Origin of the sequence: Rhizobium sp. BK008, assembly GCF_014197345.1 — a bacterium.
In the GTDB taxonomy this organism is placed as follows: Bacteria; Pseudomonadota; Alphaproteobacteria; order Rhizobiales; family Rhizobiaceae; genus Rhizobium; species Rhizobium anhuiense.
The window spans coordinates 2,246,759-2,258,897 of the sequence record NZ_JACIFK010000001.1 but is presented as its reverse complement, the minus strand read 5'-3'; the positions used below and the strand labels follow the sequence as shown (position 1 = coordinate 2,258,897).

General features: G+C 59.6%; 11 protein-coding genes and 1 tRNA gene. 9 read left to right on the top strand and 3 right to left on the bottom strand.

What is annotated here, in order from left to right; all coding sequences use genetic code 11:
• Positions 1–80: 80 nt before the first annotated feature.
• A tRNA-Ser gene (locus FHT69_RS11105) sits at positions 81–171 on the top strand.
• Between the two features lie 669 nt (positions 172–840).
• Positions 841–1,848, top strand: a complete 1,008-nt coding sequence (locus tag FHT69_RS11100; protein WP_047616236.1) for a porin — start codon at positions 841–843, stop codon at positions 1,846–1,848.
• 90 nt (positions 1,849–1,938) lie between these two features.
• On the opposite strand, the gene FHT69_RS11095 is transcribed toward FHT69_RS11100, so the two are convergent.
• Positions 1,939–2,835 (bottom strand): alpha/beta fold hydrolase, encoded by an 897-nt coding sequence (locus FHT69_RS11095; protein ID WP_047616240.1) that lies wholly within the window; start codon positions 2,833–2,835, stop codon positions 1,939–1,941.
• Between the two features lie 65 nt (positions 2,836–2,900).
• A complete protein-coding gene (locus tag FHT69_RS11090) occupies positions 2,901–4,976 on the bottom strand; it encodes a lytic transglycosylase domain-containing protein (RefSeq protein WP_048338679.1) in 2,076 nt (691 codons plus the stop codon).
• Positions 4,977–5,190: 214 nt separating this feature from the next.
• Here FHT69_RS11090 and dapA point away from each other — a divergent pair, with 214 nt between their 5' ends.
• Positions 5,191–6,075, top strand: a complete 885-nt coding sequence (gene dapA, locus FHT69_RS11085) for a 4-hydroxy-tetrahydrodipicolinate synthase (protein ID WP_028758248.1) — start codon at positions 5,191–5,193, stop codon at positions 6,073–6,075.
• Between the two features lie 116 nt (positions 6,076–6,191).
• On the top strand, positions 6,192–6,671 hold the full coding sequence (gene smpB / locus FHT69_RS11080; RefSeq protein WP_012557117.1) for an SsrA-binding protein SmpB: 480 nt from the start codon (positions 6,192–6,194) through the stop codon (positions 6,669–6,671).
• A gap of 108 nt (positions 6,672–6,779) precedes the next feature.
• Here the strand turns inward: smpB and FHT69_RS11075 are convergent, their stop codons facing one another.
• Positions 6,780–7,361, bottom strand: coding sequence for an NYN domain-containing protein (locus FHT69_RS11075; protein WP_028758247.1), 582 nt, complete (start codon positions 7,359–7,361; stop codon positions 6,780–6,782).
• 297 nt (positions 7,362–7,658) lie between these two features.
• Between FHT69_RS11075 and rpoZ the strand changes: the two genes are divergently transcribed.
• The 5 genes from rpoZ to acpS all read left to right on the top strand — a co-directional run bounded on the left by rpoZ (position 7,659) and on the right by acpS (position 12,014).
• Positions 7,659–8,063 carry a DNA-directed RNA polymerase subunit omega gene (gene rpoZ, locus FHT69_RS11070; protein WP_003574261.1) on the top strand — a complete coding sequence of 135 codons (405 nt, stop codon included), beginning with the start codon at positions 7,659–7,661 and terminating at the stop codon, positions 8,061–8,063.
• A 181-nt stretch (positions 8,064–8,244) separates the two neighbouring features.
• Positions 8,245–10,479, top strand: coding sequence for a bifunctional (p)ppGpp synthetase/guanosine-3',5'-bis(diphosphate) 3'-pyrophosphohydrolase (locus tag FHT69_RS11065; protein ID WP_183905330.1), 2,235 nt, complete (start codon positions 8,245–8,247; stop codon positions 10,477–10,479).
• Between the two features lie 194 nt (positions 10,480–10,673).
• Positions 10,674–10,823 (top strand): DUF3563 family protein, encoded by a 150-nt coding sequence (locus FHT69_RS11060; protein ID WP_080759973.1) that lies wholly within the window; start codon positions 10,674–10,676, stop codon positions 10,821–10,823.
• 157 nt (positions 10,824–10,980) lie between these two features.
• Positions 10,981–11,571, top strand: a complete 591-nt coding sequence (locus FHT69_RS11055; protein WP_028759157.1) for a DUF2062 domain-containing protein — start codon at positions 10,981–10,983, stop codon at positions 11,569–11,571.
• A 38-nt stretch (positions 11,572–11,609) separates the two neighbouring features.
• Entirely contained in the window at positions 11,610–12,014 is a 405-nt protein-coding gene (gene acpS / locus FHT69_RS11050) for a holo-ACP synthase (RefSeq protein WP_028759158.1), read from the top strand.
• The last annotated feature ends 125 nt before the right edge of the window (positions 12,015–12,139 follow it).

The following is a 12,139-nucleotide window of genomic DNA, read 5'->3' as shown; positions in this document are numbered from 1 at the left end:
GGCTGCCTGCTGTATTTCTTCTGGTGAAAATTCAAAAAACTCTTGCATTCACAGGCCGGTCACCATAGTTAGGCCGCACCGGAGAGGTGGCCGAGTGGTCGAAGGCGCTCCCCTGCTAAGGGAGTATACGTCAAAAGCGTATCGTGGGTTCGAATCCCATCTTCTCCGCCATTCCGATTTTCCAAGAGTCTGCCGCTCCTTAGTTCCTGGTCAGGAATCATATTCGCTTGGTCGACTACAGCGCCGCGCGTCTTTTCAGGCGGACAATGGACGCTGTAGCGACTTTGAGTCGCTGCGTAATTCCTTAAATCGGTTCCCGGTTTTATTGAATGATGCAGCGGGGCTTTGCGGCCACGCGACGGGAAGGTCTCTCCGCCTCGAGCGAGAGAATCGCTTTGCGGGAATCACTTCCCGCGCCCTGCATCGGCGGGTGACGAAAGCGGATTGGTGCACCTCCGGTTACGCTTCCCAGCGCTACGGTATCCCGGAAAGAACCGGATTTTGTCAAAAAAGTGTCACGAATGTGTTGCAAAGCGCATGTCCAATTCTTTGTCGATCAGAGCTAAGCAGCCGCAAAATCAGGGTTTTCTTAACAAAGCATAAAGGAAATCGGGGCTGGTTGCCCGACTTGTGTCCTTTCAGCAACAGAATGTCGGGAAGGCTCCCGCAAACCCCCCATCCGAGTAAGTTGGTGATTGCGTGACGGCTTCCGTCTTGTATTTTCAGCGTCGGAAGCAAGGGCGACTGATCGTCCACTTCTTGAAACACGGGGATGGGGCAGGGAACGCTGCTCAGCGAAAGATCCCAAACCCGATCGAAACTTTGAATTGGAGGTCATTTATGAACATCAAGAGCCTTCTTCTCGGCTCCGCTGCTGCTCTCGCAGTAGTTTCCGGTGCTCAGGCTGCTGACGCTATCGTTGCTGCCGAGCCGGAACCGGTTGAATACGTCCGCGTTTGCGACGCTTACGGCACCGGCTATTTCTACATCCCGGGCACCGAAACCTGCCTCAAGATCAACGGCTACATCCGTTTCCAGGTTAACGTCGGCGAAGATGTCGGCGGCGACTCTGATTGGGATGCCTTCAGCCGCGGTCAGGTTCAGTTCACGGCCAAGAGCGACACCGAATACGGTCCGCTGACCGGCGTCATCGTCATGCAGTTCAATGCTGACAATGCCTCCTCTCAGGGTGCCAAGCTCGACTCCGCTTACCTCGACATCGCCGGCTTCCGCGCTGGTCTGTTCTACAGCTGGTGGGACGATGGCCTCTCTGGCGAAACCGATGATATCGGCTCTCCGGTCACCCTGCATAACTCCATCCGTTATCAGTACGAAACCTCTGACTTCTACGCTGGCATCAGCGTCGATGAACTCGAAGACGGCTTCTACAAGACGGACGAAGAAGCCAACAACGTTGGTGTTGCAGTCGGTCTCGGCGGCAAGGCTGGCGCGTTCAGCTACCAGATCACTGCCGGCTACGACGTCGACAACGAAGAAGGTGCTGTCCGTGCAATGGGTACGGTTGACATCGGTCCCGGCACGCTCGGCCTCGCTGCCGTATACGCTACCGGCCCGAGCTCCTACTACACCAAGGCTGAATGGGCTGTTGCTGCCGAATACGCAATCAAGGCAACCGACAAGCTCAAGATCACCCCTGGCGTCCAGTACTACAGCGACTACTACGTTTCTGGCGACGACTTCGGCAACGGCGATGCCTGGAAGGCCGGTCTGACGGTTGATTACCAGATCGTCGACAACTTCTACGCCAAGGCTTCGGTTCAGTACCTCGATCCGGAAGATGCTGACGACTCCACGACGGGCTACTTCCGCCTGCAGCGTGCGTTCTAATCTGACCAGATTAGGCAATACGGAAAGCCCGGCTCTTGAGCCGGGCTTTCTGCTTTTGGTCACTGTCTCGATAGATGGAGATCAAAGCGCTTATCGGCAATTGGCGAGAAAAGCCTGAATCATTGCGGGGATTCTGCCGAGATGGAGGAGCGGTGCATGCCCTTGCTTCGCCGCGGTGTGCAGAACCAGTCCGGAATGGCGGCGTGCCATTTCGTCGGCCGTCTGCTTTGAGAGCAGCGACGTATTCTCGCCGCGGATCAACATGAGCGGCAACCGGCTCAGGCTTTCGAATTGCTCCCACAGATCGGGTAGCGGCTGGCTGAAATCGACCGATTTGAGTGCCTCTGCGATCGCCGGATCGAAATCGGCGACCGGCCTTCCGCCGACGTCGCGATAAAGCGCAAGCGCCATCTCGCGCCAGTCTTCCCCCGCAAGTGCGGTAAACGACGCCCCATGATTTTCCTTCAATATATCGGCCGCCTCGCTCCACTCCGCCGGCTGCCTGCCGTTGTTGAGGTAATCTCGGATTCGTGCCAGCCCCTCAGCTTCGATCACAGGCCCGATATCGTTGAGGATGACGGCTTCGAGGAGAGCCGGACGCGTCGCTGCGATCAGATGCAGGATCAGCCCGCCGCGCGATGTGCCGATGAAGATCGCCCGCTCGAAGCCGAGCGCCGCGCAGGCGGCTATGACGTCGCCGGCTTCGACGGCGAGATTGTAGTTCGCCTTATTCTCGTCCCATGCCGAGTTTCCCCGGCCGCGCGAATCGAGTGCGATGACCCTGCGCGGCGATGTTCTGTCGCGGGAGAGAAGCAGCGCCAGCCGATGAAAATCCCGCGTATTGCGGGTCAGCCCGGGCAGGCAGATTACCGGCAGCCGTCCGCCTGTTAGGGCCTCGTCGGGCCGGTAGTCGCGGGCATAAAGCCTCAGCCCGTCGGAAGATGTGTAAAACCGTTCCTGGAAATCGCCTGCGTAAGTATCCGGCATCGCATCCCCTCGAGATCTGTTGATCCCGAAGATGTAGCCTGCTTTGCGAGCCGCACCAAACGGCTTCAGGAGGCGCTGCGTCCGCCGATCAGGTCGCGTTCGATATCGGTCGGCTGGCCAAGGCGGGCCTTGTAGACTTCGTAATTCTCCATCACCCGCTGCACATAGTTGCGCGTTTCGGGGAAGGGGATGCGCTCGATCCAGTCGACGATCTCGTCGATCGGCCTGCCGCGCGGATCGCCGTAGCGGCCGATCCATTCCGGCACCCGCTTCGGCCCGGCATTGTAGGCAATGAAGGTGAGGATATAGGAGCCGCCAAAGGCGTCTATCTGCTCGCCGAGATAATGCGCGCCGAGCGTCGCGTTGTAGCCGGCATCGGCCGTCAGTTTGTCTTTGGAATAGGTAATATTGTGGCGCTTGGCCACCGCCTGGGCTGTTCCCGGCAGAAGCTGCAGCAGGCCGCGCGCATTCGCCGCCGAAACGGCGGCCGGGTTGAAGGCGCTTTCCTGCCGGGCGATGGCATAGGCGAGTGCCTTGCCGGAGCCTGATATATTGGCGTTCGCTGGGATCACGCCGACCGGAAAGGCCAGCGCTGCGACATCGATGCCGCGCCCGTAAGCGATCTTGCCGATCTGCAACGAGAGATGATGATCGCCGGATTGCTCGGCCTTTGCTGCAAGGACGGCCAATTCACCGGGGCTCTGCAGCTGATCGGCGAGCGCGAGATAGAGAATATCGGCCCGCCATCCATGGCCTGCGGCTTCCAGCCGGGCGATCGCCTGCACGGCTTCGCGCGCCTGGAAGCGTTGCCGGTCGGCCGTGCTCGGTGAGGGATAGGCGACGTTCAGCGTCTTTCGCCCCAGCCGTTCGGCCGCGAGCTGACCGTAGAAGGTGCCGGGAAAACTCGCGGCTTTCGTATAGAATTCACTGGATTGGCCGGGGCCGCCGGCCTCCGCTGCCCGGCCCAGCCAATACCAGGCGCGTGAAACCGAGATCGGCCCGTTTGATGTCTGGAGGATCTTGCGGAAGTGTCTTTCCGCCGTTGTCGGGTCCTGCAGGCCGCGAAGCGCGTACCATCCGGCATGGAACTCGGCCTCGACGATATCCGTCGGGCTTGTTGCGGCGTAGTTTGCGACGATGCGATAGGCGGGCTTGAATTGCCCCTGGTCGACGAGGCCGCGGCTGATGATCCGCTGCTCGTTCCACCACTCGCCGGAATTGACGAGTTCGCTGCGCTCGGGCGGCATCTGCTCCAGCAGCGCCGCCGCTTCGGCATATTTGTCCTGCTTGCGCAGATATTCGATCCGGGCAAACAGCAGGCCGGCATCGCCGCGCCATCTCGCATCGACGGCGTTAAGCAGGGCGCCGGCATTGCCGGCCTTAGCGTCGACGGCAGCCCAGGCCTTGTAGAGCGACTGCGCCTGGCCCATGTCGCCGAAGCGCTTGGCCTGCGCCACCCGGCCGCGATACATCAGATAGTCCATCCGCGCCTTATGGTCGGCAGGCGTCAGCAGCGCGGAAAACTCGATGAGGATCTTGTCTTCCGTCGCCTTGTCGAGAGCCTCTCCGCGCCAGACCTTGCGGATATATTTTGCTGCCTGCGCCTGCTTGCCTGTCGCAACCAGCGCCCGGCCGAGGATGACGGCGCCCTGCATCGTCTCAGGCGCAGTATCGCCGAAGGCGGCGAGCACGGCGGAAGGGGCGGGATTTTCGTCATAGAGCGCGCGCTCGGAATAGGCGCGCAGCCGCGAAAGACCCGGCCAGCCCTTGAGCTCCTGCGCGGCGCTGGCGATTTCATAGGAGGGAACGCCCTTCAATCCAGAAACGGCGATCGCCCAGGTGAGGATATGGCGGTCAAGCGTATCGTCGCGCATGCTGTCGCGGATCGAAAGCGCCAGCTGCGGGTCCTTGTCGGAAAGCGCGTCGAGGCCGGTTTTCAGGTCGCTGTTGACAGGTGCCACTGCCGGATTGCGCGGGATGGCGCCTGTTGTGATCGCTTCCGGTATGGATGTCTCGGGGATGAAGCCGAGCGGCTTGACATCAGGCATGGCAGCGCTCTCGCCGGGAAGCGGCGACGCAACGCTGCCCCACGCGGCGGCAATGAAGCCGAAGGCGGACAGAATCAGGACAGCTTTCTTCATCCGGGATCTCGCACCGAAAACACGCCCTGCCATTAGGCTAGAGGCATCTTAACGAAACCTTACCGTACCAGGTAAAATTCATTCACATCTGCTATCGGAATTTGCCCTAAACCGAACTCTCCGCGCTTGTCGCGATGATTTCGGCGCTCTATGGTGCGCAACTCTTATTCATGGAATGCGGCCGAAGCAAGGATTTGGTCGTGAGGAGCTTTGCATGTTCAATGGGTCCATTCCCGCCCTCGTCACCCCCTTCACCGACGCCGGACTGATCGACGAAGATAGTTTCGCCGCTCATGTCGACTGGCAGATCAAGGAAGGCAGCGCCGGTCTCGTTCCGGTCGGCACGACGGGCGAATCCCCGACGCTGTCGCATGCCGAACACAAGCGGGTCGTGGAACTCTGCATCGAGGTTGCTGCAAAACGCGTCCCCGTCATGGCCGGCGCCGGCTCGAACAATACGCGTGAGGCGATCGAGCTTGCCCAGCATGCCGAAAAGGTCGGTGCGAACGCCGTTCTGGTCGTCACTCCCTATTACAACAAGCCGACGCAGAAGGGTTTGATCGCGCATTTTTCGGCGATCGCCGAGGCCGTCGATCTGCCGATCTATATCTATAACATCCCCGGCCGCTCGGTGGTCGACATGACGCCGGAAACGATGGGGGCGCTCGCCAAGGCGCACAGCAATATCGTCGGCGTCAAGGATGCAACGGGTAAGATCGAGCGCGTCTCCGAACAGCGCATCACCTGCGGCACGGATTTCCGGCAGTTGTCCGGCGAGGATGCGACGGCGCTCGGCTTCAACGCCCATGGCGGTGTCGGCTGTATTTCGGTAACGGCCAATGTCGCCCCGCGGCTCTGCGCCGAGTTCCAGGCGGCGACGCTCGCAGGCGATTATGCCCGCGCCCTGGAATATCAGGATCGGCTGATGCCGCTGCACAAGGCGATCTTCCTCGAGCCGGGTCTTTGCGGCGCCAAATACGGGCTCTCCAGGCTTGGCCGCATGAGCCGCAACGTCCGCTCGCCGCTGCTTTCGACGCTGGAGCCGGCCACGGAAACGGCAATCGACGCCGCGCTGCGCCATGCCGGCCTGCTGAACTGAAAAGACCGGCCATCTTCACAAGGCCGGGTCGCTCCCTTACATAAAGGGCAAGCCCTCACATAGAGGTCGGGAATGAGGGCGCGGCTTTTCGCGCTCTAAATGAATGGAATGTCGTCATGGCCCCCAAAGGCAGCCAGCGCGTGGTGAACAAGGTCGTGGCCGAAAACCGCAAGGCCCGCTTCAACTACGAGATCATCGATACCTACGAGGCCGGCCTCGTGCTGATGGGCACGGAGGTCAAATCGCTGCGCGAGGGCAAGGCCAATATCGCCGAATCCTATGCCTCGGATGAGGGGGGCGAGATCTGGCTGATCAATTCCTATCTGCCGGAATATCTGCAGGCCAACCGCTTCAATCACGAACCGCGCCGACGCCGCAAGCTGCTGCTGTCGGGCCGTGAGATTCATCGCCTGCGTTCTGCCGTCAACCGTGAAGGCATGACGCTGATCCCGCTGAAGATCTATTTCAACGATCGCGGTCGGGCGAAGATGGAACTGGCGCTCGCCAAGGGTAAAAAATTGCATGACAAGCGCGAGTCGGAGAAAGAACGCGATTGGAACCGGCAGAAGAGCCGCCTGCTGAAGGACAATGGCTGATCTAAGATCGGCCGCTGTCGTTCAGCACGCATGCCAAAGCATGGCGATGCGGGAAGGCGGCTGCCGTGCCGCTGAGCTTCGCAGCTCCGCTTCGAGATGGTGGAGGGATCACTCCTCGAAATCGCTGGCCGGGACGACTTCGACCGGACGGGGCGCCCGCTCGGAGGGATCACGACCGATTTCAGCCTTCAAAGACAAGAGATCGATGAAATGATCGGCCTGCCGACGCAGGTCGTCGGCGATCATCGGCGGCTGCGTCGCCATGGTTGAGATCACCGAGACCTTGCGGCCTCTGCGCTGCAGCGCCTCGACCAGATTGGTGAAATCGCCGTCGCCGGAGAAGATGACAAGATGATCGACCGTTTCGGACTGTTCCATGGCGTCGATCGCAAGCTCGATGTCCATGTTGCCCTTGATCTTTCGGCGACCCATGGAATCTGTGAATTCCTTGGCGGGCTTGGTGACGACTTTGTAGCCGTTGTAGTCGAGCCAGTCGATCAGCGGCCGGATCGATGAATATTCCTGATCCTCGATCAGAGCGGTATAATAATAAGCGCGCAGCAGATAACCGCGTTTCTGGAATGCTTTCAACAGCTTGCGGTAATCTATGTCGAAGCCGAGGCTCTTGGATGCAGCGTAGAGGTTGGCGCCGTCAATGAAGAGTGCAATTTTTTCGCGTGGGTCAAACATCGCTTACCAATCCAATGAGAGCAATCGAAATCCGCAGGTGACAAACTTCAATAAAAACAATATCTTGCGTTTCTATTTCGCTTTGATCCTTACTTTATGAATTATTCATATATGAAAGATTTAGGGCACGATTCGGCATATTCCAAGCAACCTTCGGTGGAATTATGACATTCTCCATGGAAATTTAGCTCAGTCGCGGATAAAGACGAGGGGCGCCGGAATGAAAAACTTGTATTTGCCCGGTTTTAATTGTATCGGGCGTGCTAATCCCGAAATGACGACCGCAAAGGACAGGCAATGGCCCGTGTCACAGTTGAAGATTGCATCGACAAGGTGGAGAACCGCTTCGAGCTGGTTCTGCTCGCCAGCCACCGCGCCCGGCTGATTTCCCAGGGTGCCTCGATCACCATCGATCGCGACAATGACAAGAATCCTGTCGTGGCCCTGCGCGAAATCGCCGACGAGACGCTTTCGCCCGATGACCTCAAGGAAGATCTGATCCATTCGCTGCAGAAGCATGTCGAAGTCGACGAGCCCGAGCCCGATCCGGCAAGCATGATCGCCGCCGGCGGCGTCGCCGCAGCCGACAGCGAGGAGCAGGACGACCTGCCGGAGACGATCACTTTCGACCAGATGTCGGAAGAAGAGCTGCTTGCCGGCATCGAAGGCCTGGTGCCGCCGGAAAAGAGCGACGACTACTAAGCGCATAGGCCGGATCCCGGTCACATCGGTCAGATGTGATACCGAAACAGCTTCATGCGATGCAAAAGAGCGATGATTACCAATCGTCAATCTTGCGCCTTTATTGCTTAGGCATATTATTGCCCATGTGTGCGCCAATCGTTGATTGGCGCGCTTTTATTTTTATCGGAGTGGCTTTGGAATGATGCGGCAGTACGAGCTCGTGGAGCGGGTTCAGCAATACAAGCCCGATGCCAATGAAGCACTGCTGAACAAAGCCTATGTCTACGCGATGCAGAAGCATGGCCAGCAAAAGCGCGCGAGCGGCGATCCCTATATTTCTCATCCGCTCGAAGTCGCCGCCATCCTCACCGACATGCACCTCGATGAATCGACGATCGCGGTTGCCCTTCTGCACGACACGATCGAGGATACGACGGCGACGCGCGCCGAGATCGACGAACTGTTCGGCGAGGATATCGGCCGCCTGGTCGAGGGGCTGACGAAGATCAAGAAGCTCGATCTCGTCACCAAGAAGGCCAAGCAGGCGGAAAACCTGCGTAAGCTGCTGCTCGCCATATCCGATGATGTGCGTGTGCTGCTCGTCAAGCTTGCCGATCGCCTGCACAATATGCGCACCCTCGATCACATGTCGGCCGACAAGCGCGCCCGCATCTCCGAGGAGACGATGGAAATCTATGCGCCGCTGGCCGGCCGCATGGGCATGCAGGACATGCGTGAGGAACTCGAGGAACTCTCCTTCCGGCATATGAACCCGGAAGCCTACGAGACCGTCACCAAAAGGCTGGAAGAGCTTTCGAAGCGCAACGAGGGCATCGTCAAGAAGATCGAGGCCGAACTGCGCGACTTGCTGGTCGCAAGCGGGTTGACGAGCGCCTATGTCAAGGGCCGACAGAAGAAGCCCTATTCGGTCTTTCGCAAGATGCAGTCGAAGTCTCTTTCCTTCGAGCAGCTTTCCGATGTCTACGGCTTCCGCCTGATCGTCGAGGACATCCCGTCCTGTTATCGGGCGCTCGGCATCGTCCACACGCGCTGGCGCGTCGTGCCCGGCCGCTTCAAGGACTATATTTCGACGCCAAAGCAGAATGATTACCGGTCGCTGCACACCACCATCGTCGGTCCGTCCAGCCAGCGCATCGAACTGCAGATCCGCACCAAGCGCATGCACGAAATCGCCGAATTCGGCATCGCCGCCCACGCGCTTTACAAGGACGGCGCCACCAATGCCGACGGCGACATCCTTTCGCGCGAATCCAACGCCTATTCCTGGCTGCGCCATACGATCGAGGCGCTCGCCGAGGGCGACAGCCCGGAAGAATTCCTCGAACACACCAAGCTCGAGCTCTTCCAGGACCAGGTCTTCTGCTTCACGCCGAAGGGCAAGCTGATTGCCCTGCCGCGTGGCGCCACCCCGATCGATTTCGCTTATGCGGTGCACACCAATATCGGCGACACCACGGTGGGCGCCAAGATCAACGGCCGTATCATGCCGCTGGTGACGCGGCTTGCCAATGGCGACGAGGTCGAGATCATCCGCTCCGGCGTGCAGGTTCCGCCCGCCGCCTGGGAAGAGATCGTCGTGACCGGCAAGGCGCGCGCCGCCATCCGCCGCGCCACCCGCATGGCGATCCGCAAGCAATATGCCGGCCTCGGTCACCGCATTCTCGAGCGTACCTTCGACAGGGCCGGCAAGATCTTCTCGCGCGAGGCGATGAAGCCGGCGCTACACCGTCTCGGCCAGAAGGATGTCGAGGATGCGATTGCCGCCGTCGGCCGTGGCGAGATGTCCTCGCTCGATGTGCTGCGCGCCGTCTATCCCGATCATCAGGACGAGCGCGTCACCGTGAAACCATCAGGCGACGACGGCTGGTTCAACGTGCGCAGTGCGGCCGGCATGATCTTCAAGATCCCCGGCAAGACCAAGGCCGGGCCCGACGGCGGCCATTCGGAAGCCGACACGCATGCCGATATCGGTCCGATCCGCGGTCTGTCCGGCAATGTCGACGTCAAGTTCGCGCCGACTGGTGCTGTGCCTGGCGATCGCATCGTCGGCATCATGGACCAGGGCAACGGCATCACCATCTATCCGATCCAGTCGCCGAGCCTGCAGCGCTTCGACGATCAGCCCGACCGCTGGATCGACGTCCGCTGGGATCTCGACGAAGCCAACAAGTCGCGTTTCATGGCGCGCATCATGGTCAATGGGTTGAATGAGCCCGGCACGCTCGCCAAGGTCGCCCAGACGGTCGCAGGCCTCGACGTCAATATTCGCCTTCTGAACACGGTGCGGGTGGCGGCCGATTTCACCGAAATGATGCTCGAGGTCGAGGTCTGGGACTTGCGCCAGCTCAATCAGCTGCTCGCCCAGATGAAGGAACTGGATTGCATCGCCACCGTTCGGCGGCTTTACGAGTAAGCTTTTGTTAAGCCTGTCAGTGGGCTGGGCGAGAGATTGCATATTTTATGATCGTTTTGTGCGCAATGTGGAGCATCAAAAAGGCAAGCAATGCATTAGGCGCATGGCTGTCTCCATGTTGCGGCTGTAGTAATTAACCTGCGCCGGGCCTATCTTCTGATCATCGAAACGCAAACAGAAGATGAGACAAGATAATGTTTGACCCTATCAGGAAAATCGCTCGTGCCTTCCGCGCTCAGACCACGCAGGAACGTGAAATGGCATATCTCAATGGCTCGCTCGATCGTATCGATCTCGAATTTCGTCAGCGCCAGGTCGACCGTGGTCTATTCCGCAATCGCTAATACTGAGCTTTATACTTGAGGCGAGTGAGGGACGTTTTGCATAACGGACGCCCCTCGGCTGAAGAAGTTCCTCTCCGCTGAGAGAGCTGAGCTGTTTTTCGGGCGGTATCATTTGCCGCTCTTGTCATGGTCATGTGCGCTGCACTAAATACCGGCCATGTTGTTTCGCCGTCGCAAGCCTGCGGGATTCAAGGAAAAGATGCGAGAGCTTTTATGGCCCCGCAAAGGTTTCCTTCGCCCGATCCGTTACCTGACAATGCGCATCCTGCGCCTGAGCGCCTCGCCGCACGCGGTTGCGGCTGGCGTCGCCGCGGGTGTCTTCGTCTCGTGGACGCCGTTCATCGGCGTGCATTTCGTCATGGCCTTCGTCATCACCTATTTCCTCTCCGGCAGCATGGTGGCCGCCGCCCTTGGCTGCGCGGCCTTCGGCAATCCGCTGACCTATCCCTTCATTTGGGGCATCACCTGGGAGATCGGACATCTGCTGCTCAGCCGCGAGGATCATCTGGCCGGTCAGACGGTGGATCTGGCCGCGCTTTTCCATAAGCTGAATTTCACCGAGCTGTGGAAGCCGGTGCTGGAACCGATGCTGGTAGGCGCCATCCCGCCGGCGATCGTCACCTCCGTTGCGCTCTATGCGCTGACGTTCTACACCGTGAAGGGTTTTCAGACGCGCCGCCACATACGGCTGATCGAGCGGGCGCGCCTGCGCCTTGCCAGCCCGGCCGGCGACATGCCGAGCGTTTGAACCCGATCGAGAATTCTCAAGCGACGGAAGGTTCCGGCATGATCATCGGCATTGGCAGCGATCTGATCGACATTCGCCGCATCGAGAAATCCATCGAGCGCTTCGGCGAGCGCTTCACCCATCGCTGCTTCACAGAGGTCGAACGCGCGCGTTCCGACCGCCGGGCAAATCGCGCCGAATCCTATGCCAAGCGTTTCGCCGCCAAGGAGGCCTGTTCCAAAGCACTCGGCACCGGTATCGCCCAGGGCGTTTTCTGGAAGGACATGGGCGTCGTCAACCTGCCGAGCGGCAAGCCGACCATGGTTTTGTCAGGCGCCGCCGCCCTGATCCTCGAATCGCTGCTGCCCGCAGGCCACAAGCCCGCCATTCATTTGACAATAACCGATGATTATCCCTTGGCGCAGGCCTTCGTCATTATCGAGGCGTTGCCGGAGAACCTTTGATCCGGAGTGTTATCGCGACCCCCGTAAGCCTGTAGTCGCGACCTCTCGTCGCTTTTGACGTTGTCGCCATTGCCGCAATCGGCCGAAGCCGCTAGAGAGAACGACAGAAAGAATTGCGCCTCCGC